17 protein-coding genes and 1 riboswitch are annotated in these 22,119 nt (G+C 37.2%); of the genes, 10 read left to right on the top strand and 7 right to left on the bottom strand.

The genetic code is table 11. The annotated features are described in order from the left end of the window. Positions 1 to 523 precede the first annotated feature (523 nt). A complete protein-coding gene (locus tag QM524_RS20405; RefSeq protein WP_095161463.1) occupies positions 524 to 862 on the top strand; it encodes a hypothetical protein in 339 nt (112 codons plus the stop codon). 106 nt (positions 863 to 968) lie between these two features. On the opposite strand, the gene QM524_RS20400 is transcribed toward QM524_RS20405, so the two are convergent. The 3 genes from QM524_RS20400 to QM524_RS20390 form a co-directional block, all read right to left on the bottom strand. Continuing rightward, a complete protein-coding gene (locus QM524_RS20400; protein ID WP_283345968.1) occupies positions 969 to 2,966 on the bottom strand; it encodes a c-type cytochrome in 1,998 nt (665 codons plus the stop codon). Positions 2,967 to 3,083: 117 nt separating this feature from the next. Then, positions 3,084 to 4,880 (bottom strand): 3-keto-disaccharide hydrolase, encoded by a 1,797-nt coding sequence (locus QM524_RS20395; protein ID WP_283345967.1) that lies wholly within the window; start codon positions 4,878 to 4,880, stop codon positions 3,084 to 3,086. Positions 4,881 to 5,231: 351 nt separating this feature from the next. Continuing rightward, positions 5,232 to 5,963, bottom strand: coding sequence for a hypothetical protein (locus QM524_RS20390; protein ID WP_283345966.1), 732 nt, complete (start codon positions 5,961 to 5,963; stop codon positions 5,232 to 5,234). Positions 5,964 to 6,301: 338 nt separating this feature from the next. Between QM524_RS20390 and QM524_RS20385 the strand changes: the two genes are divergently transcribed. Next, on the top strand, positions 6,302 to 6,799 hold the full coding sequence (locus QM524_RS20385) for a gamma carbonic anhydrase family protein (protein WP_283345965.1): 498 nt from the start codon (positions 6,302 to 6,304) through the stop codon (positions 6,797 to 6,799). Positions 6,800 to 7,005: 206 nt separating this feature from the next. Here the strand turns inward: QM524_RS20385 and QM524_RS20380 are convergent, their stop codons facing one another. Together QM524_RS20380 and QM524_RS20375 are read right to left on the bottom strand one after the other, a co-directional pair. Next, positions 7,006 to 8,244: a NupC/NupG family nucleoside CNT transporter gene (locus QM524_RS20380; RefSeq protein ID WP_095161466.1), complete on the bottom strand. Its 1,239-nt coding sequence runs from the start codon at positions 8,242 to 8,244 to the stop codon at positions 7,006 to 7,008. 178 nt (positions 8,245 to 8,422) lie between these two features. Next, on the bottom strand, positions 8,423 to 8,965 hold the full coding sequence (locus tag QM524_RS20375; protein WP_283345964.1) for a YfiT family bacillithiol transferase: 543 nt from the start codon (positions 8,963 to 8,965) through the stop codon (positions 8,423 to 8,425). A gap of 1,780 nt (positions 8,966 to 10,745) precedes the next feature. Between QM524_RS20375 and QM524_RS20370 the strand changes: the two genes are divergently transcribed. From QM524_RS20370 to QM524_RS20360, 3 genes are all read left to right on the top strand, one after another. Then, complete coding sequence (locus QM524_RS20370; RefSeq protein WP_283345963.1) at positions 10,746 to 11,918, top strand: pyridoxal phosphate-dependent aminotransferase; 1,173 nt, start codon at positions 10,746 to 10,748, stop codon at positions 11,916 to 11,918. A 141-nt stretch (positions 11,919 to 12,059) separates the two neighbouring features. Continuing rightward, positions 12,060 to 13,607 carry a flavin monoamine oxidase family protein gene (locus QM524_RS20365; RefSeq protein ID WP_283345962.1) on the top strand — a complete coding sequence of 516 codons (1,548 nt, stop codon included), beginning with the start codon at positions 12,060 to 12,062 and terminating at the stop codon, positions 13,605 to 13,607. A gap of 246 nt (positions 13,608 to 13,853) precedes the next feature. Next, on the top strand, positions 13,854 to 14,810 hold the full coding sequence (locus tag QM524_RS20360; protein WP_095161469.1) for a Hint domain-containing protein: 957 nt from the start codon (positions 13,854 to 13,856) through the stop codon (positions 14,808 to 14,810). Between the two features lie 696 nt (positions 14,811 to 15,506). On the opposite strand, the gene QM524_RS20355 is transcribed toward QM524_RS20360, so the two are convergent. Then, complete coding sequence (locus QM524_RS20355) at positions 15,507 to 16,484, bottom strand: GSCFA domain-containing protein (protein ID WP_283345961.1); 978 nt, start codon at positions 16,482 to 16,484, stop codon at positions 15,507 to 15,509. 159 nt (positions 16,485 to 16,643) lie between these two features. Further along, positions 16,644 to 16,850: riboswitch (cobalamin riboswitch) on the top strand. Positions 16,851 to 16,983: 133 nt separating this feature from the next. Here QM524_RS20355 and QM524_RS20350 point away from each other — a divergent pair. The 4 genes from QM524_RS20350 to QM524_RS20340 all read left to right on the top strand — a co-directional run bounded on the left by QM524_RS20350 (position 16,984) and on the right by QM524_RS20340 (position 20,664). Beyond that, complete coding sequence (locus tag QM524_RS20350; RefSeq protein ID WP_283345960.1) at positions 16,984 to 18,945, top strand: TonB-dependent receptor plug domain-containing protein; 1,962 nt, start codon at positions 16,984 to 16,986, stop codon at positions 18,943 to 18,945. A 357-nt stretch (positions 18,946 to 19,302) separates the two neighbouring features. Next, on the top strand, positions 19,303 to 19,947 hold the full coding sequence (locus QM524_RS20345; protein WP_095161671.1) for a Dph6-related ATP pyrophosphatase: 645 nt from the start codon (positions 19,303 to 19,305) through the stop codon (positions 19,945 to 19,947). Further along, a complete protein-coding gene (locus QM524_RS26040; protein WP_388047023.1) occupies positions 19,941 to 20,159 on the top strand; it encodes a cysteine-rich CWC family protein in 219 nt (72 codons plus the stop codon). Before QM524_RS20345 ends, QM524_RS26040 begins: the two co-directional genes overlap by 7 nt. Continuing rightward, positions 20,146 to 20,664: a PAS domain-containing protein gene (locus QM524_RS20340; RefSeq protein WP_095161474.1), complete on the top strand. Its 519-nt coding sequence runs from the start codon at positions 20,146 to 20,148 to the stop codon at positions 20,662 to 20,664. Before QM524_RS26040 ends, QM524_RS20340 begins: the two co-directional genes overlap by 14 nt. 147 nt (positions 20,665 to 20,811) lie before the next feature. Here the strand turns inward: QM524_RS20340 and QM524_RS20335 are convergent, their stop codons facing one another. After that, a complete protein-coding gene (locus QM524_RS20335) occupies positions 20,812 to 21,204 on the bottom strand; it encodes a hypothetical protein (protein ID WP_283345959.1) in 393 nt (130 codons plus the stop codon). 472 nt (positions 21,205 to 21,676) lie between these two features. On the opposite strand from QM524_RS20335, the gene QM524_RS20330 reads away from it, so the two are divergent. Beyond that, positions 21,677 to 22,048, top strand: a complete 372-nt coding sequence (locus QM524_RS20330; RefSeq protein WP_095161476.1) for a hypothetical protein — start codon at positions 21,677 to 21,679, stop codon at positions 22,046 to 22,048. Positions 22,049 to 22,119 lie beyond the last annotated feature (71 nt).

Genomic DNA, 22,119 nt, shown 5'->3' with positions numbered 1-22,119 from the left:
TTCTATTATATCTTTGCTGAGTACGTAGTACATAAAAGGTTGCTTGGTATGGTTCGCAAAACAAATATCAGCAACCTTTTTTATTTTTAAGCAATTCTACCAAAAGTCAAGATGACTTCAAAAAGAATAACTGTTAATGTGAATATTTTTATATAAAATTAGAAAAATTATATTTTATAGGTGTTATTTTGCATAATTTCTTGGATTTTAACCGTAAAATTCCTATATTTATTTTAGGAGTTTAGATAATTATAATAATCAAAAACATACTCAATCATTCTAACTCCCTTTCTTTCGGACTACTAACACACAGAATCAAAGAATGCTCTCTAAAGTCCGAAACGCCTTAATTGTAATTTGCTCAGTATATTCTTTCCTTACTTGATTAACGTAGTTACCGTCTTGTAAATAAACTATGTTATAGTCAGAATCGATAATTGCTTTCTAGAAATTACCTCCATAGTCTCTCCCAACCGAGAGGCCTAAATTTATATTGTTTAATTTTAAACCTTAATACAGAGCCATGATTGATATTCACGATTTTTTCAAACGCACCTTTCCAGATGCTTTAATTGCTAATCCAAGCGTAGCTTCTTTGCATCCAATGAAACTTCGTTTGATTATCCACGGCGAGCGCGAAGGAGAGTGGATTGTTGATACGACAGGCGTACCAACGTGTTATGTAGATGCTGCTGAGCATTGTGAAAACTCGATTAAGATGTCCTATTCGGCATTTCAGAATTTTATCAAAGACCCAATAGGTTTGGCATCATCGTATGCTTCAGAGGGGCTAATAAAAGTGAATGGTCGTTTGAATTTGCTTCCTCATTTCTCTAAGTTATTTAAAGTAGTTAGAGGATAGCAATAACTCACATTTGTGACTGAGACCCATTGAATACCTTTAAAAACAAACGCGGCTACTCCAAAGGGGTAGCCGCGTTTGCTTGATTTATACTTTGGGTTACAATCTATTTCTTATTAAGATTGTTGATCCAAGCAGCAATTTTCTGAATATCCTTTTTAGGAACATGACTCATTGGTGCCATTGGCGTTGCAAAATCTGGCCAGTTTTCTGGTTTTGGTTCTGCAATCAAAGCTTCCAATTGAGCATTGGTATATTTACGTTTTGCTACTTCCGAATAAGCAGGACCTACAGCACGCTCATTTACTTTGTGACAAGCCAAACAAGTATGTTTTGTCAACAATGCCATAGCTTCTTTGTCAGAAATAATTGACGATACCGCAGCAGTTTTAGCACCAGCTTTTGGTTTAGCGCTACCTTTCATACCTTCAGTACTTGGAGCTGCTTCTTTCATCTGATTATCTGGTGTATTGGCAGCCGCACCCGCATCTACTCTTTCACGTTGAGCTCTTGTTTTTGGAGTTACCAACGTAATATTTGCTTTTGGACCAGTAGGAATACTATTCAAAGTATAGTAAGCGCTTCCGTGTAACAATGCCAAGCCATCTTTCGCAGATTTAACACCTTCTGGCTTGATATCGTGAATATAACCTTCACGAAGACCGTCTACTACGATTCTTACTTTCAAACCATCTTCCGATGCTTTTGCACCACGTACAGCATTATCTTTACGATCTACAATTGGGCTACCATACACTGGGTGGTATTTATAAGTATAGCTCGATACATCGTAGTTGTTTACATCCTCTGCTGTCTTTTTATCAACTGGCATAGTAAATTCGATTTCAAAACCATCTGGCATAGCGCGAACAGCTTTCATCTCGAAAGGAGTTTTTCCTGTGTAAACCAATCTTTCCAAACCGAAATCTTCTTTACCTACAGAACCCCAACCACGGTTGGTTCCACCTACATACATACCTTTGTCTGTACCCCATGACATACGCAATACACCCGAACGGAAGCCAGAGCGGAAGTCGAAAGAAGCACCTTGGTATTGTCCATTTACTTTTTCAAGAAATACACGAGCAATTTTTGACATACCTTGGTCACCTACAAAGATTTGACCAGCAAATGGACCAAATGCACCACTCGTTTCGTCAGCGATGATTTCAGAAGTAGACACTCCTAATACCCCGTGAGGCAACCATACTGCTGGTGATTTGATATTCATGTTTGGATATGTCTTATGAGCCATTTCATAAATGGTAGTCATTGGCTCATTTTTCACATATTCAGGTTTTACTTTCGGATCGTCGCGAGGATCAACTTTTGAGAAAATCATATCCGCACGCATCTTCACTGGCGATTCAGGACGGCTAGCCCATTGCAATGAAGCAGGGTGACCCAAGAAATCTCCTTTTTCAACATGAGTGATAAAACCAGAACCCATCCAGTCACCTTGGTTATCACCATAGAAAAATTCGCCATTCAACATACCAATACCGCAAGGAGAGCGCATACCAGCCGCATAAGGTTGCATATTGCCATCTTCGGTAATACGCATAGTCCATCCACGCCAAGGTACAAGAGATTTTCCTGCCCACCAGTCTGAGTTACCAAAACCAACGTTACCAGTTACATAGAATGCACCATCTGGACCAACTTTTGGACCAAATGAGTACTCATGATAGTGACCAGAAATAGGCCAAGCATATACCGTTTCATAGCGTTCTGCCTTGCCATCGCCGTTTTTGTCAACCAATTTCGTCAACTCACCACGTTGTGCGCAGTAAAGGCTTCCGTCTTTGTAAGCTAAACCCAAAATTTCGTGCAAACCACTTGCAAATTTACGATAAACAGGCTTGGTTGAAGTTGGGTTTTCGATGATATACACATCTCCACGACGTGTTGACACTGCAACATCGCCATTAGGTAAAGTTACCAAACCTCCCACTTCAAGAACGATACCTTCAGGGATAGGTACTTTTACGATTTTGTAATAATCATTTTCAGTTGGGCCATCTTGAGCAAAAGCCCCAGCACTCATACATCCTGCCAATAGGAGTGCCTTAGATACTGAGTTGAATACAGATTTTATTTTCATTGTTTTGAAAGTCAAAATTGATGTTTTTCATGCCAAAAGGTTTTCTTTTAGCTTAAAAAAGTAGTGAATCTACGTCCTATGTAAGCATTTATTTTATCAGCTTACCTAGACCAATTATTACCACATAATTGCGTACTGTACTTTTTCTGAAGCTGGTACAGTCAATACTTTCTGAGCACCTACCGATTCGATCGTAGCACCCGAAGCCTTGATATAGTAGCTTTTGCCGTCTACTGTATAAGTATCGTCAGCTACTTTGCTGATTTCGTTGCCCAAAGCCAAACGAACTACTTGTCCCGCTGGATTTTTGATATTCAAAGTACGAGTCAAATATTTATTTTCAGTAACACGAATCTGGTCTTCAACATCGCTACCCAACATTTTGTAACGGAAAGTAGGAAGGTCATTCGCATCTAAGTCATATCCTAATGGACGGTATGCTGCTGCTTCGGCAGGAGTATCTGTAGAAGTACCCTTGTCTGCACTAGCAACTAATACTGGACTATCAGGCAAAGTCAACAAGGCTCCACGAGCACGTGAAGAACCATCACCACGGTCATCCCACATTGGAGATGTATCCAAGAAATCACCTTTCCAGATTTGAACGATAGCACCGTTGTCTAGGTCATAAGTGTAGTGCAAGTTGCTTGGGTTACCTACATTTACTGAGTGAACCACACGCTTCAATTTTTTACCTTCTTTGAAAAGGTCTGTAAACGAACGGAATACGATTGGTTCTTTGGCATCTAACAAAATTGGATCTGCTGGAGGTCCTGCCAAGGTAGAAGCTAAGCTATGATAAGCCGTTGAGCGGAAACTTGGGCCTTGTACCCACATACCCAAGATTGGAGGCATCCAACCATCTGTTTTATATACAGTAATCTCTACTGGAACTTTACCCGCAGGTAAGTCCATTTCTGCAAAACGTTTATCTCTTGAGAAAGTCCACGCATCTGGCAACAATTCTTTACCATTTACATTGACATAATATTTGCCCGCAAGTTGGAATTCGAAAGAATGTTTTCCTGCTTTCGGAACATCAAGGGTTGTTGTGAAGATTTGAGCAAAATCATTGGTTTGCTTACTTACATCCCAAGACAAAGTATTGATAGTACCTGTAGCATCTGGTTTTTTCGAAAGGAAATCTTTTGGCTCCTTAAATTTGCCATAGAATACTTTGTAAGCGATAGGTGCCATTACAGCAGGTTTACCACTTAGGTCAGCTACTTTGAAGTTACGGAAAGCTACCGCACCGTGGTCACCTTGAATCATAAATGGACCAAGTGGAGCTTCATCTTCAGAGATAGGGCCGCCTGTAGGACCAGTCAATTCTACATTTTCATGTAGAACATAACCGTTTAACTTAATAGAAATCACCTTAGCATTTGCGATTTTTTTACCAGCAGCATCAAAACGAGGTGCTTGGAAAGAAATCTGCATATGTTGCCACAAACCTGGTGCTAAACAAGCATTGATACGTGGTGCATGACCTTCATAAAGGTATTCTTGTGGAATAAATTTGCGACGCTTATAGATACCACCGCAGTCACCATAAGCAGGCTTTTTTACGCCCCAACTGTCAAGCAATTGGATTTCGTAACGTCCTTGTAAATAAAATCCAGAGTTAGAATGAGATGCCATCATAAAGTCAAACTCTACATCTACGTCTCCGTATTCGGCAGCAGACAATAAATTTGCACGGTTGTTGGCGTCAGGGAGGTTGACCAAAATGCCTTTTCCAGCCTGAGTGGTCATTGTTTCATTTTTTGTGAGGTCGGCAGTTACGTCACCAGCGATTTGCCAGTTGGCTTTACCCGTTGGCTTCCAGAATGATAAATCATTCAAAGAAACAGTCTCTTGTGCGAAGCTTCCTAATGGCAAACACAAAGACATGACCAAAAGTAATTTTTTCATAAAAAGAGTTTTTGATATGAATAAAAATAGAAATTGGGAATTTGCCCTTAAATTTAACACTATACTTGGTATTTGTTATCCTGAAAAGCAAGAATCGGTAATAGGTTGTCGATTTCTCATAATTTCTGAAATGTAAAATGTACATTATGAGTACAAAACATATTTTACTGTGTAGAATACGGAGAAAATGATCTTTTATGCTTTTTGGTGAAGATTGTCTTGTGTATTGGCACTCGAGATGTACAACATAATATCGAATGTTCTGGGTGCTGTAATTGAAAACAGAGAAAAGAATACTTTAATAAACATAGGTGATACTTGACCTTAAGTCTTAAATCAGTTGTGAAAACTTTAATAGTAACTGTTAAAATATGTTTGTAGTAACTTGTTTTGCTTGATATCTACCAGATAAATAGTCTTCCGTTCTTCTGTTGTCGTATCTAAGCACTGGAATACAAAGCACTGTTGATTGATAGTTTTGCCGATTACTTTTGTCAACGGATTTTTATAATGCTCAAAACTCTGAAGTCTTTCAATGTTCGAGGCATCGAGTTCTACATTCTGTCTATCAGAAAGAAAGCGTAAAAATTGACCATGCTCTTGGACATCGATGGTATCAGCAGATTCAATTATTTTGATGGCCTCATCCTCTGATGGGAAAAAGCCCTTATATGAGCCTTTTTGAAATCCCAAAAGATTCGTCCAAAGTCTAATGGCAGTATTGTTGGCAGGGAAAACAAAAAGCTCAAAGCCTATGGGAATACAACCAGATGAAACGGATTCTACCCTTGTTTCTCGATCAATACCATAAAACAATTTTGGGCCACCAATGCTTAGCAAGCAGGCCGTTCCAGAGAAGTATTGGAAAGTGCTAAAAAGAAAAGCAAAGAGTGGTACAATAAACCAAGCGGAGAGTATCAGATACCATTTCGGTACCTTTTTTTTTATGATTAGATAAACTAAAATGGCAAGCCAAGCAAGCAGTCCGAAAGGAGATAAAAGGAATAACCAAAATGTTGCCCATGAAATAATTACTCCTACGGTTGCCCAATCGATTATAGTATTTTTTTCTTGTGTAGTCATTGAATAATAGGTTAAGATGAGAGAGGTGCAATATACCGAAAACTTACCATCTGTGACCCACGAGTATGGTTCTTTGGTTAATTTTCTAAGTTCATTAACCAAAATCAATTACCATATATTGTGTGTTAGAGGATAGGACATACCGGGTTGAGAGTATAATCTTGTGAACAATTAGACGATTTATTAAATCTCTGTAGGAAAATCTAGCTACAAATCTTCTACATAATGAATGTACTTTTCAAGCTAGAGGTTCTAGGAAGCGATTATTTCTAGTTCGTGTTAAGAAAGTTAAAAAAACTAAGAGAAGCTTGATTATAAAGTATTTAAAACAAAAAACTATGGAAAAAGTATTTATAGCTCCTAATGCTTCGGTGATGGGAGATGTTACCTTCGGGAAGGGCGTTTCGGTTTGGTATGGCGCTGTGATTCGTGCCGATGTTGAAAAAATTATTATTGGCGATAATACCAATATTCAAGATACCGCAGTGTTACATGCCGACCCAGGTGATCCCACTATCATAGGCGAGTCGGTTACAGTTGGTCATGGCGCTATTGTACATGGTGCAATAGTTGGCGATGGCTCGCTGATTGGTATGCGGGCTACGGTGTTGAATAAAGCCAAAATAGGAAAAGGCTGTATCATTGGTGCTCACGCACTTGTGACCGAAAAAATGGAAATTCCTGATTATTCTTTGGCTGTCGGGGCGCCAGCTAAGGTTATTCGTCAGCTTACTCCTGAGCAAGCTGAAAAGATGAAGCTTGGTGCTCAACATTATGTTGATATGGCCGAGCGCCATGATAGAGGGGAGTTTCCTCTAGTATCTATAACTGAATGAATTGTGTGAATATTTTTAATATGAATTTTACTAGTAGAGACGCAATGCGTTGCGTCTAAAGAGGTGTGATTCTGAGATATAGTATCAAAAAAGGCGTTCGAAAATCTTATTTCGAACGCCTTTTTTGATACTGTATCTATTAATTGTATCCTTCTGATTATGAGTTTATTCAAGTAACTGATATACTGTTAACTAATAACTTTCTTTTACAATAAAAGTCCTGCTAGAGTTGCCGACAAATAACTTGCTAATGTTCCACAAATTAGAGCCTTGAAACCTAGTTTTGCTAAATCAGCACGACGGCTAGGCGCTAGCTCACTAATACCTCCAATTTGGATAGCTACCGAGCTAAAGTTGGCAAAACCACAAAGCGCAAAGCTGGTAATAGCAATCGTTTTTGGTGCTAACGTATGCTGTTGCTTAATCAAGTCGAGATACGCGACAAATTCATTTACCACCATTTTAGTACCCATCAAGGCGCCTGCTGCTTCAATGTCTTTAGAAGGAACACCCATAGCCCAAGCAAAAATGGCAAATAATTTACCCAAAATAAAGTTGAAGCTTAGCTCTGGCAAACCAATCATAAAGCCAACTTTACCCAAAATCAAGTCTAACAATGCGATTAAAGCAATAAAACCAATCAACATCGCGATAACATTCATACCTACTTTCAAACCGTCACTAGCACCGCCAGCAATAGCATCTACTAAGTTAACGTGAGCTTTTTCAACTTTGAGTTTTACTGTCCCTTGAGTTTCTGATTCTTCTGTTTCAGGCATTACGATTTTCGAAATCACCAAAGCGCCCGGTGCTGCCATAATACTTGCTGCCAAAAGATACTGTGCAGGTACACCCAAAGCAATGTAGGTCGCCATTACACCGCCTGCAATACAAGCAAAACTACCTGTCATCGAAGCTAAAAGCTCCGAATTGGTCATTCCTTTGAGGTAAGGTTTAATCATAATTTGAGCTTCTACCTGTCCAACAAATGTACTTGCTACGTTTGATACCGCTTCAGCACCACTTACTCCCATCAACCACTTCATACCTTTGGCCATTACCGCAACTACACGTTGCATCAAACCAATATGATAGAGGATGTTTACCAATACTGCCACAAAGATGATTGTAGGTACAACTTTAAAAAAGAAAATAAATCCATTTTCTGGACCGAATACTTTACCCAAAAGCTCTTGCTTTACTAATGGACTAAATACAAACTCGGCACCTTTGTCTGACATTTCTAATAGGCGCTTGATTTTTTCACCTAACCATTGAAAAATGTTTTGACCAAGGTCAGTTTTTAAAATAAAAATAGCTAGTGAGGCTTGTAAACCTAGTCCCACACCAACTGTACGGTAGTTGATTGCCTTTCGGTTGTTCGACATCAAATAGGCGATTCCTAGTATCAATACAACTCCGATTAGTCCTGTAAAGCGTTCCATGTTTTATGTAATTAGACCGAGATTAGTGCTTAGTTTTATAGTTGATGAATTTTGCAAAAACAGGTAAAGATAGGAAAAAACTTCTAATTCTATACGAATAAATAGGCGATAGAGCTCAAATGACCTTTTTGAACAGAAAATCCCTGAAGAAATAATTTGTATTGCCCTTATTCTGTTTTTACCAATTCATCCGTTTGCGTAGTTCTATAATATGCGCTACATGGTGTCGCCCATGCCACGAATACATACCTGCCATTACGTTCAATGGATTGGTGTGGCGTGTAGCTGGATGAAATAATTGTTTATTAAAATCGGCCCTTGTCATATTTTCAAGCAACATTCCCCATCTCAGGTGTAGGGCTTCCAATAAAGTCAATGACCATTCGATAGGGGCATTTTTGCCATCAGATAGCTCTGCCCAAAGTTGTTCTTCATAGGGTCTTATCGTAGGAATACTCTCGGTGAGAGCTAATTTGAATCTGGTATAAGCATTGATATGTGAGTCGGCTACATGGTGTACGGTTTGTCTGACTGTCCAGCCGTCAGGTCGGTAAGGTGTTGCCAATTGTTCTTTGTTGAGACCTTCAACCGCATCCGTAAGCTGTTGAGGCAATCTTTTAATGTCAAGAATCCACTCTGCTAGTATAGATTCTGTTATTTCATGGGGTTTTTCAAACTGTCCAATCGGATATTTTAGTAATTCTATATCGTCTTTTTGCATAAGGTAAAAGTTGTTTATAACGAATTGATAGTCTTCTAGGATAGAAGGTTTCTCTAATATATCGATTTCAGTTGTAAAATAGCTAAACTAAAAGCAAAAATTAAGTAACAGGTCATTTGAAGATTAATTTGTTAAAACCAAAGCCTCAAGCCCCAAGGCTTTTACTTTAGTGGTATTACCTCTGCAAGATAACTCGTTTAAGTACAAATGCTTACTGCTATTTTGAAGACTGTATTACTTCAAAGTATCTTTAAGAAAATACTCGTCAGATGAATATGTTTTATAAATTCTTTGAATAGTTAAATTTATAAAAATGATACCTCTATTTATCTCAAAAAAGCACGGATAAACATCGAAAACTTTAGAATTATATTTTGATTTTTAGAATTTATTCGTAAAATAGTGTAAGCTTTTTCCAAAAACACAAAATATAATACTGATTTAAGTAGAGCTAAAAAGAGTGTAAACAGACCTACTAAGTAGTATTCCCTAGATTAGTTTAGTTCCTCAAACAATCCCAAAATCGCTTCAATTTATAAAAGTTTTAGGCTAGTCGGTAGGAGTCCATCTCTGACTATATTGATACGAATTTTATAGAACATCCTATAAATAGATACCCTTATTAAACTCAGTATTCACCCTTTAAAAAAAGACAGGTTATGAAACATTTAGACAAGTTACCTCCAGTGGTGTTAATTATGTTATTTGTTTTGTTGACATTGGTTAGTGCTTAATAAGTAATGCCATCGTCTTCTAAACACAGCGATATTTCATCGCTTACAACATGTAACGCCTTGCCTACGACAGGTGATTGGGGCAATCATCTGGACTCGTACCCATTTTGTAGAATTGACTTGATTACAATCTTATCAGCTTTTGCCGAGCTACATAGTTAATAGACCTGTGAAGTTGTATTTTACAGGTCTTTTTCTTTCCGAAATGTTTCATTCTTTTATAGCCTAAAAAATCCACTCAAATTCATTGCTACAATTACCTTCGGATATCACACCATGTTGATAGCTTGATTTAGACTTAGTTTTAGCGCTTAAAGCATTGCAAGTAAAAAAAATATTAAAATAATACAATTTTGTGTTTTGCGCATATCTTAAAATATCTTCTCTTTGATGCTTTGATTTAATCCTATTTTTGTTAATTTTACACAAATGAAATGCATTATGTGATTTTTCAAAACCTATTTTTTTAATTTTTGTAAAAATTTATTAAAAATTAAACAGTTTTTAATGTTGTTTTTGTAATTATTGATAAATTTGTCTTATTGAAAAAGTGCTATATGCTGTTTCATTTTTTTCCCTTAACTATCAAATTATAATCAACAAGCTAGAGCCGTACTTCATCCTTTGTTTCACTACTAACTAAGACGTGTTATGAAAACAGTACTCAAACTCTCAGACTACCTTAAAATGTTGTTGGCTGCCATTGGCGCATATTTTGGCGCATGGATTTTAGCCTAATGCTTGTTCATGTTGTTTGTGAGTATTCTAGAAGGGCGTCCTTCGCACATTTCTGCTCATTCGACTTTCTAGAATTCTCTCGCAACAAGTTTCTCAATTTTGACGAATAGGATATAAAACCCTAAAATAACCATATCAAGCTGCAGAATTTCATACTAGGTATGAGGTTTTGTTTTAAAGTAAAACAAGGTAATAATGACAGTCCTGCGTTAAAGATTATTGTGATCACATCGACAAACTCAACTGCATTATGCTTATCGATAAATAGACTATCATTACTCAAATCACTTCAAAAACAACGTCTTACCATGTCATTCAATATCAATCGCCGTGATTGGCTCAAAAAAAGTCTTATAGCTACCGCAGGTTTGAGCGCAGCCTCAACCTATATCCAACGTGCACAAGCAAATCCAACTGTAAGAAGAGAGTTGCAAATGAGTTTGTCGCCTGATTTTCAGTTAGAAAATTCGATTGTAGGAATCAATCCTCCTGTGGTAATGAAGGCTCGCTTGGGTGCGAATGAAAACCCTTGGGGGCCGTCGGCAAAAACTAAAGAGGCATTAATTGAGGCTGTTGGGGTATCAAATCGCTACGGTATGCAAAGCCGTGCGGCGTTGGTGAAGTTGATTGCAGAAAAAGAAGGTGTTCCTGAAAATTATATCTTATTGGGTGCTGGTTCTTCAGAGTTGTTGACAGCCTCTATGGTGGCTTATGGTTTGAAAGGAAAGATTATCTGTGGCGACCCATGCTATATTTCAGGTAATGAAGAAAAAATCCCAATGGAAAAAGTGCCATTGACTAAGGATTATCAATATGATTTAGATGCTATTGCGGGTCGCTTGAATGGCTCACAAAGTTTGGTATATATTACGAATCCTAATAACCCGACTGGCGCTATGTTGCCAGCAGATCAGCTTACTGCGTTTATCAACAAAGTTTCTGACAAAACTCCTGTGCTGGTTGATGAGGCTTATATTGATTACGCCAAAAATCCTAAGACGGACTGTATGGTGGCATCGATTAATGCAGGTAAAAATGTATTGATTTTGCGTACTATGTCTAAGCTATACGCTTTTGCTGGTTTGCGTGTGGGTTATGCTATTGCTAAGCCAGAAATTTTAAAAACAATTGCACCGTATTGCTCTGGAGGTTTTGATATTTCAGTTCCTTCTTTTGCAGCAGCAGTTGCGGCTTTGAAAGATACAGATTTCCAACACTTGACCTTAACGAATACTGCGGAATCAAAGAAATACCTTTATGATTTCTTGACAAAAGCAGGTTATTCTTATATTCCATCCTCAGCAAATTTTGTGTTGTTCCCAATCAAAATGAAAGGACAAGACCTTATGAGTAAGCTTATGGCAGAGGGCGTTATGGTAAGAAGATGGGAGTTTGACCGCCAACACTGGTGCCGTGTTTCTATTGGAACCATGGACGAAATGAAGGCATTTGCTGAAGCTTTCTCGAAAATCGCCTCTTAGATAATTGATAAAAGTCATCGATTTGGATTGTTGAGTAACCAATTGATTTTCTTATTTTTAATATTTTTTTCTAATAAAAAATCAAAGTTTGTTTATCAGCAAAGTACAAATCAAGCATTTCAATTATTAAGACACAACATTATGACGCGAAGAGATTTTATAGAAAGAACAGGTGCTACGAGCTATTTGACTTTGTTAGGATTAGGAATGATTCCAGAAGCAAATTCACAACCCTTGGATTTGCAAAGAGGAAAGGCCGATAAAAAAATTATTATCCTAGGAGCAGGTTTAGCTGGATTATGTTCGGCTTATGAGTTAACAAAATTAGGCTATCAAGTTACAGTACTAGAAGCACGCAGTCGCCCAGGTGGACGTGTTTGGACTGTAAGAGGTGGCACCACAGAAACTGAAATTGGAGGTCCCTCACAAACGGCACAATTCGATAAGGGACTTTATTTAAACGGTGGTGCGGCACGTATTCCGCACAATCACGAAACGACGCTCCATTATTGTCGTGAATTTAATATTCCGCTCGAAATATTCATGAATATGAACGAGGGTGCTTATTACTACAGCGATAATGGAACAGGTCCTTTGGCAAGCAAACGAGTAAAAATTCGTGAAATTCATGCCGACGTTCGTGGATACACAGGAGAATTATTGGCAAAGGCGGCTGACCAAAAAGCCCTAGACCAAGATTTGACCAAAGAGGATATCGACAAACTCATTGCATATCTGAAAGAGGAATGTGATTTGGATATTACCAAAAAATACAAAGGCTCAGAACGACACGGGTATTTGCGTCAGGGTGGGTATGGTGACCAAATCCCACAATTGGCAGAACCTCACTCGTTACATGACATTATTGCTGGCGGGTTGTTTCACCCTGCATTTTCGAATGTAAGTGAATATACTTTCAATCAGCAACCAGTTATGTTACAGCCCGTAGGAGGAATGGATGCTATCCCGTATGAGTTTGCAAAGCGTCTTGATGGAAAAATACAATATCAAACTGAAGTAAAAGAAATTCGAAAAACACAGCCAGGTGTTCGGATAGTGTATAAAGATAAAGCTGGACAAGAAAAAGAACTCAAGGCAGATTATTGTATTTGTACAATTCCTTTACCTGTATTACGCAATATACAAACAGACCTTTCATCAGATATTCGTCGTGCAATAGACTTTACGGCTTACATGAATACTGGTAAAATTGGGTTGCAGTTCAAGCGTAGATTCTGGGAGGAAGACGATAAAATATTTGGAGGTATTTCTCGTACCAATATGGATATTACCCAAATTTTTTATCCTTCCTACAACTTTATGGGTAAGAAAGGTTTACTGAAAGGCTATTACAATTTCCATGATCGAGCCGTTAAAATGGGTAATTTATCCATTGCCGAACGAGAAAAGGCAGCCTTAGAACAAGGAAGTAAAATTCACCCGCAATATGCTACCGAATTTGAAAGTTCCTTTTCGTTGGCATGGCAAAAAATTCCTTATTCGCAAGGAGGCTGGGCAGAATATACCGATGCACAACGCAAAAGATTGTATCCAGCCTTGATTAAGCCTGATGATGAGATTTACATGGCAGGAGAACATACCACACACCTTACCGCTTGGATGGCAGGAGCGTTAGAATCGGCCAAAGCTGTGGTAGATCAAATTCACCGCCGTGTCAATGCATCGTAAGAATTTTTGACCTTGTGTTTTTACTTTTTAATTAAAATTATTTTAAAAAATTTGAGATACTATTATTTGATAATCAATAATTTATTATATTTATAATTGTAAGATAATTTTGATTTAATAATGCTGTATTTCAAATAACTATTACACAAGTTTTCAGTAGTGATGAGTTATTTTCGAGGTTCAAAACCCCTCAACCACTTGTTACAATATCAAGTGCTTCATTATTGAAGACCAAAATTATTCAGTATGAAAAAAGTATTATTAGTATTTGGTTTAGTTTGCTCAACTCTTTTCGCCAAGGCTCAAGAAGTAGCTAAAGTGGGAATCAAAAATGCTGATTATGATGCGCTTAAGAAAATTGCAGTCAAAAATCCTGACAAGGATACATATATTAAAGAGGGAGCTTACGTATTGGATAACAGCAACCCACCATACATCTTCAAATTTTCAGATGGAAAAGAGCGTCGTATATATTTATACAAAGTCTTAGAAACTGCCGAAATGAAGGAAATGGGCTCCTTAATGGTTTTTACAACGCCAAAGGACGGTAAAAAAATCAGTTTAGTAGTTCCTAATCCAATGGCAGAAAAAGAAGTTTGGGGCAAATACATTGATGACCTAAAAGATGGCGAAAAAGCTGTTTCTGGATTTTCTTCATGTGTAGCTTTTGTATTGGCAAAAGAGTTTACAGGTGGCGCTTCAGGTGCTGAGCATGGCGCAGAAGACAAATACGAATATTGTTTTCCTGAGACGGCTGTCGTAACAATGGCCGATGGTTCACAAAAGTCTATTGCAGAAGTAAAAGCGGGTGAAGTTGTGATGTCTTATAACACTATAACAAACCAAGCTGAAACAACGCTTGTCGATGAAGTAATCGAGCACGATAATAAGTCTTTTGGAATCGTAAAAGTATTATTGAGCGATGCCGAAGACCAAGCGTTTGCTTCGACACAACCACTTTTCCAACTAACGGAATTGGAAGGTACAGCCAACCATCCAGTAATGACAACTACTGGTCACGCTAAACTAGGTAAGTTGAAAGTGGGCGAACAAGTTTTGATGTACAATAGCGATACGCATACTTTTAATCGCTATAAAGTATTTTCAACTAATTCAGACTATCGTACGGTCGAAAAGGTATATAACCTTCGTACCGCTAATGATAAATACCTCGTAAATTCTATCGTGGTATTAGAAAAATAAGTGAAATGGTTTAATGCACATCGAAGGTTTCGACCTTCAACCTAAATATTAGGCCTACCGAAAGGGACTTAATTTTTTTGAGATTGTTTTTGGATAATTTTTAAATCCTTTCTCTTCTAGGGAAAGGATTTATTTTTTTTATATGGGGTAATATCTGCTTTTTGAGGGTGTTTTAAGCGAAATTCATGACTTAAAGGGCATTTTCTCTAAAAGAATATTTTAGTACTAATCCAAGATTAGTTTTTGGTAAAAAAAGAGAGTGTAGAATTTTTTGTTCATTTTGTTTAAAAAAAAATTGTTAAAATTATATTTTATTCAAAAAATGCTATTACATTTGTAACGCTAAACAGTTAGCAATATTCAAAAACAATCTCGACAAAATATAAAGTGATTCTCTAGCTTAGAGAAAACAATTTGATTTAACAAAAGATTTGAATCCTGAAACGGATAGAAGCTTTTAAAGATATTTTCAGAGCGAATTTTAAAATGATAAAATTTTAGGGTCACCACAAGTGACAAACTATGAAAGTACCAATTTGATTAATTTACTAAACTCAAAACAACTATTTAACTTTGAAGCTCTGATAAGCCCCAGCTAACCACTGGGGCTTTTTTATTGAGTGATTTAGTGATTTTTTATTGAGTGAGTGTTTATATTTCTCTTCAAATTTTTCAATACAAATAACGAATATACAGTTAACTATTAACCCCTTTCGAGATTTGCGATAAAATCTGCTGTTGCTCTGCCGACACATCTACTTGGCTTTCTATTGCCTCTAATTGTTTTAAGACATTTTTTAAAAACTTCTGATGTGCTTCTGATGTAATATCGAAAGGTTTGTGAGTCAAAGCTTTTTTAATTTGTTGCCATTTGGGCAAAAAAGCTTGTAAATCATCTGAGAAATAGGTTTTTACGAACTGCTCAAAAATATATTGCTCCGCCACTTCATTCGGATGAATCATATCGGCTTTATAAAAACGATAATCACGGAGGTCGTCTATCATAATTTCGTAGGACGGGAAATACGTAACATTTTCATAATCAGCGCTTAAGTAATGACAGGCAGTTCGGAGAATTGATTTAGATAATTGATTTTCGGCTAGTCCTTCTTTGGTGTGTCGCACTGGCGAAACGGTAATAATGATTTTTAAGGAAGGGTTTAGTTCGCTTATTGCTTTGTGTACCTCGGCGAATTTTTTACAAATATCCTTCACACTCAACAAGTCCTTTTCGAATAAACTTGCAGGCATTTTATGACAATTGGCTACATAGCTTGGCGTAGCTTTGAGCTGATGTACAAATGCAGTTCCGAAAGTCAAAACCAAGAAATCATATTGCTGAATCTGAATTTTTGCTAGGTTATGATTCAATAATTCCTTTAAAGACGCTTGTTGAGTTGCAAAAAACTGTGAGTGAAAATCATAATGAAACCATGTTTGCTGGTGTTGTACAAACAGCCGCTCGTCGACGTTTTGATAGCTAGGATTCAAAAGTTTGAAAATCGACATGGGGTTAAACAAAGTACCAAAAGGGTTGACTTCGGTAGCAATTTTGTTTTCTTCAAGCTTTTGTCCAATAACTTGCGCAAAGCATGAACCGACCGTCAATACTTTGGACTGAAGTTGTATCTGAAAGGGCGATTTTTCTATCTTTATTGGCGTTCTGAATTCCATAAGGCAATTTTGACTGAATATTTTATAAAGGTAAAGTTAAGCAATTTAGGCTATGATAATTTCTAAAACCTGTTTAACCAATGCGCTAGTAGCCATAAAATGAGATTCTAAAATTGAAAAGAATTCAAGAATCTCTAATTCCCTCAATCACAATTCACTACCTTTGTGGCAGATATAGGTGCTTTATGCTTCAAATCTAGGAAGTGTCAAAGCTTAATAGGGAATTAGGTGAAAAACCTAAACTGTCCCCGCAACTGTAAGTTTCGTTTTGTGTCGAATTCAATCTTCATGGCCACTGCCCTTGCGGCGGGAAGGCTCGGAGTCGATGAAACAAGTCAGGAGACCTGCCTTTTTATCTATTCTTGGTACAATTTACGGTGGATGAATTGTTGCTGAGCGTTCGCTTTTCTGTTCATTTTCTATTCTTTTATATCCAATCATCAAACCTATTTTATAGGTTTAGGAATTGATATTTAGCTAGAAAACAATTATCAAATCAATGTTTAAATCTTTATTTTTCTGTTCGGGATTACTTTGTGTGGCAAGCCTGAGTATGGCTCAAAACAACGTAACAAACCTTAACGAAGTTGTAGTTACTGCCAATAAAGTACCCCAAAAGCAATTACAGACAGGAAAAGTTTTAACCGTTATTTCCAAAGAAATTTTGGAGCGGAATGTAGGCAAATCACTTGGAGAGATCCTCAATCAGCAAGTAGGTATGCAGGTAGTAGGCTCTCAACTAACACTTGGCGCAAACCAAGAAGTTAGTATTAGAGGCTTAAGTAATGGCTATGCTTTGTTGTTGATGGATGGCATTCCATTAAATGACCCTTCTACGATTGGTAATTATTTTGACTTAAACGTTATTTCAATCGACCAAATCGAAAGAATTGAGATTTTGAAAGGAGGGCAATCCACCCTTTACGGTTCGGATGCTGTAGGTGGAGTAATAAATATTATTCGTAAAAAAGCGAGTGCTAAGCCATTTAGCGCACAAGCTAATCTTTCGGGTGGAAGTTATGGTACATGGAAAGGTGCATTGAATTTGAGTGGTACGTTGAGTAAAAATTCAAGTTATGCCGTAGCATATACCAAGTTGTACTCAAAAGGTATTTCGCAAGCGGCCAATAAAAAAGATGATAATCTGAACGAAAAAGATGCTTTTAATCAAGATGCGTTTCGTGCTCAGTTTCAGCAAAAATTTGGTGCCAATCTTACAACCAAAGTTTTTGTAACAAACGAAACTTATCGTGCCGACATTGATAATGGTGCATTTAGTGATGATAAAGACTTTGTCGCAAATAGCCGAAGCACACAGATAGGAGTAGGCGCGGAGTATTTTGTAGGAGGAGGAAAATTAGTGGCCAATTATCACTACAACGACCTCAAACGTAGCTATATCAACGATTCTAACTATGTGGCTCCTGATGCGTATGACAAGTATTCGGCAAGTAATTATGGTGCTAAAACCAACTATGCTGAATTATATGGTAGTTGGAGTTTGGGTAAAAATATAACGTGGCTGGTCGGTGCAGAATATCGTGCTCAGAAAATGAACCAAACCTATTTATCTATCAGTGATTGGGGTCCTTATGAAGATGCACCACTAAGTGATGCCTTAGCCAATGTAAATCAAGTGAGTGGTTATACCTCGTTTACCCTGAATAATTTGGGTGGTTTTGGCGCTGAAGCAGGTGGTCGTTACAATCATCATTCTTTGTACGGAAATAATTTTACCTACACGCTCAATCCTTATTATTTATTGGGTAAAAACTTAAAAGTATTAGCTAACTTTTACTCAAGTTTCAAGTCGCCAACGTTGTATCAATTGTATTCTCCTTACGGCAATACAGCCTTGAATCCCGAAAAATCATTTACACAAGAAGGCGGACTCCAATTGTTTAGCAATAACCAACAATCCTATTTCCGTGCGGTGTATTTCAATACAACCATCAACGATGTGATTATTTTCCAGTCAATCAATACTGCGCCGTATGGCAAGTATGTTAATTTCAACAAGCAAGCAAGTAAAGGTTTGGAATTAGACGCTCAAGCACAGCTAGGCAAGTTTAATCTTTCGGCTACCTATACGCATCAAATTGGCGAGCTAACAACCAAAGTGGCAGGAAAAGACACGACTTACAAAAATTTGATTCGTCGTCCTGAAAATGCTTTTACCTTGAGTTTGGGATATCAGGCTAGTTCAAAATTGTATGTGAGTTCAACTTTGAGAGGCGTAGGTGCTCGTAAAGATACTTACTATGATAACGACCAATTCAAATCTATCAATGTAGACTTGGATGCGTATCAGTTATTAGATGTATATGGTGAATATCGCATCAATTCAAAAATTAAAGCGTACGCTGATTTGAGAAACATTTTGAATACCAAATTTGTAGAAATCACAGGCTATCAAACCCGCCAATTCAATGCAAGTATTGGTTTGAGTTTGCAGTTTTAAAATAGGTATTAAAGTGAACAGGCACAAAGGCACAAAGTGGCATAGTGAAAAGAGTTTACTTTGAAGTTTCTGAATTGAATATCCAATTTTAAAATAGGCATTAAAGAGAACAGGCACAAAGTGGCAAAGTGAAAAGAGTTTACTTTGAAGTATCTGAATTGAATATCTAGTTTTAAAAAAGGCATTAAATTGAACAGGCTCAGAGGCACAAAGTGGTAAAGTGAAAAGACTCCTTGTACTTGTTTCTGAATTGAATATCCAGTTTTAAAGATAATAGAGTGAACAGGCGCAAAGGTGCCAAGTGGCATAGTGAAAAAACTCTGTGCCTTTGTGCCTGTTCACTATGTCACTTTACTTATGAACCTCCTTTGCTCTTGGTCTGGTGGAAAAGATTCTTGTTTTGCTTTGATGCAAATGAATCAACGACCTACCGTAATTTTTACAACACTCAACGAATGGGGCGATCGCTCGCGTTCGCATGGTTTGAGCCCTGCTATTCTGGAAGCGCAAGCCAAAGCTATTGGTTGTCCAAGTGTTACAATTAGTACATCTTGGGAAAATTATACCGAAAAATATATCGCTCGTCTCAAGTCGCTGACTGAAGAATACCAATTGACAGATGCCGTTTTTGGAGATATAGACCTGCAGCCACATCGTGAATGGGAAGAAAAGGTTTGTGCCGAGGCACAGCTCAACTGTCACTTGCCGCTTTGGCAACAGGACCGTAAAGCATTGGTTTTTGCCATGATTTCTGCTGGTATCAAAACCATGATTGTATCTTGTAATGATACGTTGGGCGCATCTTTTTTAGGAAGAATCATCGATGCCAAGACAGTGGAAGATTTGGAGCAAAAAGGAGTAGATGTTTGTGGCGAAAACGGAGAGTTTCATACAGTAGTATTAGATTGTCCTTTGTTTCAACAGTCAATTGAAGTAACTCAGGGAGAAAAATTAGTTCATAACAATTATCATTTTTTAGAGTTATCATTGGTAGAATGTTGAAGATACATACCCATTGTCCACGTTGCCAACAACCATTTCAATGTAAAGCTGACGATATAACGCATTGCGATTGTCAACAATTAACATTGAACTACGAACAAACCCAACAATTGAGACAGTTGAGTTTGAAAAAATACGATGGACAATGTTTGTGCAACACTTGTATAAAGTCTCTAATCAAAAACCATTTTGAAGACCATGATGCAACTTAGTCCTAAAACCTTCTGCGACACTTTTTCAAGTGTAAACACCTCTATGCCAATTTTGACTGGCATGGAATTTATGCGTCGCCCTGCAAGACTCAGCGATGCATTATTGCATGAATATGAGTGCGTAAGTCGAATGGCGCACGTGCGAAAATGGGATTTTGATTTGTATCATTTCCGAGAGTTTATTCAAGACCCTCAACATGCTGTAGTAATTACCAATGGGCAACAAACCATTCAATGGGTAAATCATGGTTTTGCTAATATGACTGGCTATCAGATACAAGAAGCTTTAGGAAAGAAACCTAGTTTTTTGCAAGGAAAAGAAACCGACCCACTTACAAGGTCAGCTATTAAGGCCTGCTTATTGGAAGAAAAAAAGTTTGAAGGAAAACTCATCAACTATCGAAAAGATGGCGAACCTTATTGGTGTGATGTTCGCATAGAGCCTATTTTTAACGAGCAACAAAAACTCGTTAATTTCATAGCCTTTGAGGAAGAGATTGTTTGATATAAAGTTTAACGATTTAGTGATTATTTTAAAATTTTTATTCTCGCAATATAGGCGCAAACATTGCGTCTCTACTGGTTTCTTATTAAAAATAATCACTCATTCACTCAATAGTAAATCACTAAATTATGATAGATGGCTCCTGTTTTATATGGTAGCCACTTTTATCACCAAATGCCCTTTTTTGACACCATACGGCTTGTACGATATCCTTAAAAAGCCTCTTCCGTAGTAATCAATACTATAATCTAGGACTGTTTTTCCCTTTTTCAAGTTGAATCTATGTACAATATAGTTTGGATTATCATAATCACGAATCTCGATATAGGCTGGCGCATCTAGCTCACCTTCTATTTTTAGGGGTAAACTCACAAAGTCATGAAAAGTAGCAGCGGTGTCAACGTAAAATTGAGGTTTTTGAACGTCCTTGACCGAGATCGCTAAGTAATCGGGCTTTTTGAACAGAAGCATCCAAATACCAATGAAAAGAGCAGCATTAAGCACAATAGGCGCTATGTTACGTTTGATTTTTTGTAGCATGTAGATAAAGGTTAATAGATGAAGATTATGATAAAGATACACATTTGAGCAAACTTTGACAAAAGCTCCTTTTTTCAGAAACTATATTCTTGTTTTCTTTTTCTAGTAATAAACCACTAAATTGAGTAGTAATACTTATTTTATTTATGAGTAATTATTACCAATTTTGTAATAAGTTAATAATTCATCTCATGCTATCGAATTGTAAACTTTAACAGAGAAAAGACCGAACGCCCCCCGAAAAACGTTCGGTCTTTTATTTTTACATCTTATTCGCCCTTCAAACCAACTAAAATGATAAATTTTCTTGTAAAAACTGAAGAATCCTCTAACTTGTAAGTTGATTCATTTCATGTCCATTTGAGGTTTTAGAAGCCTAGCTCATAGAAATATTACCTAAGAAATAACGAGTTTTCAGCATCTTCCTCATATACTTTTTCGTAAACCATTAATCGTAATAACCCTACCTGCAATGAAAAAAATTATGCTTGCCCTTTGCTTTTGGCTTTTAGGAATCGTGTTTGCCAAGGCTCAGACAATCTATGTAAACGGTCAATCATTGAATGCTATTCGAAATGTGAATTATATCACAATTAAAGCCGAAAAAGCCTGGCTTGCAACCAAATTATCTGTTTTTCTTGATTATGGACAAGGTAATTCACCAAGAGAACAAGAAGTAACAGACGCCAACAGAAAACCTTTATTTTTTAATAGTAAAGTCGAAATATTCAATTTGATGGATCGCCAAGGATGGGAATTAGTGGATACTTACGAAGAGATAAAAGAAGGCAAAACCTTCATTTTACATATATTTAAACGAAAAATTTTACCACGTGTAAAATAAGCATATCTACCTAAAAGTCAGTAGTGATAGCTACTTAAAGAGATTAAAAAGCCTCAACTTTTAAAAGGTTG

The sequence above is a fragment of the Flectobacillus roseus genome (genome assembly GCF_030056595.1).
Lineage (GTDB): Bacteria > Bacteroidota > Bacteroidia > Cytophagales > Spirosomataceae > Flectobacillus > Flectobacillus roseus.
This window is presented reverse-complemented; position numbering and strand designations above follow the sequence as displayed.

What these genes read in the sequence shown, in the direction of transcription:
- QM524_RS20405 (WP_095161463.1), top strand. Translation starts at nt 524, where the DNA reads ATGATTGATATTCACGATTTTTTCAAACGCACCTTTCCAGATGCTTTA.
- QM524_RS20400 (WP_283345968.1), bottom strand. Translation starts at nt 2,966, where the DNA reads ATGAAAATAAAATCTGTATTCAACTCAGTATCTAAGGCACTCCTATTG.
- QM524_RS20395 (WP_283345967.1), bottom strand. Translation starts at nt 4,880, where the DNA reads ATGAAAAAATTACTTTTGGTCATGTCTTTGTGTTTGCCATTAGGAAGC.
- QM524_RS20390 (WP_283345966.1), bottom strand. Translation starts at nt 5,963, where the DNA reads ATGACTACACAAGAAAAAAATACTATAATCGATTGGGCAACCGTAGGA.
- QM524_RS20385 (WP_283345965.1), top strand. Translation starts at nt 6,302, where the DNA reads ATGGAAAAAGTATTTATAGCTCCTAATGCTTCGGTGATGGGAGATGTT.
- QM524_RS20380 (WP_095161466.1), bottom strand. Translation starts at nt 8,244, where the DNA reads ATGGAACGCTTTACAGGACTAATCGGAGTTGTATTGATACTAGGAATC.
- QM524_RS20375 (WP_283345964.1), bottom strand. Translation starts at nt 8,965, where the DNA reads ATGCAAAAAGACGATATAGAATTACTAAAATATCCGATTGGACAGTTT.
- QM524_RS20370 (WP_283345963.1), top strand. Translation starts at nt 10,746, where the DNA reads ATGTCATTCAATATCAATCGCCGTGATTGGCTCAAAAAAAGTCTTATA.
- QM524_RS20365 (WP_283345962.1), top strand. Translation starts at nt 12,060, where the DNA reads ATGACGCGAAGAGATTTTATAGAAAGAACAGGTGCTACGAGCTATTTG.
- QM524_RS20360 (WP_095161469.1), top strand. Translation starts at nt 13,854, where the DNA reads ATGAAAAAAGTATTATTAGTATTTGGTTTAGTTTGCTCAACTCTTTTC.
- QM524_RS20355 (WP_283345961.1), bottom strand. Translation starts at nt 16,484, where the DNA reads ATGGAATTCAGAACGCCAATAAAGATAGAAAAATCGCCCTTTCAGATA.
- QM524_RS20350 (WP_283345960.1), top strand. Translation starts at nt 16,984, where the DNA reads ATGTTTAAATCTTTATTTTTCTGTTCGGGATTACTTTGTGTGGCAAGC.
- QM524_RS20345 (WP_095161671.1), top strand. Translation starts at nt 19,303, where the DNA reads ATGAACCTCCTTTGCTCTTGGTCTGGTGGAAAAGATTCTTGTTTTGCT.
- QM524_RS26040 (WP_388047023.1), top strand. Translation starts at nt 19,941, where the DNA reads ATGTTGAAGATACATACCCATTGTCCACGTTGCCAACAACCATTTCAA.
- QM524_RS20340 (WP_095161474.1), top strand. Translation starts at nt 20,146, where the DNA reads ATGATGCAACTTAGTCCTAAAACCTTCTGCGACACTTTTTCAAGTGTA.
- QM524_RS20335 (WP_283345959.1), bottom strand. Translation starts at nt 21,204, where the DNA reads ATGCTACAAAAAATCAAACGTAACATAGCGCCTATTGTGCTTAATGCT.
- QM524_RS20330 (WP_095161476.1), top strand. Translation starts at nt 21,677, where the DNA reads ATGAAAAAAATTATGCTTGCCCTTTGCTTTTGGCTTTTAGGAATCGTG.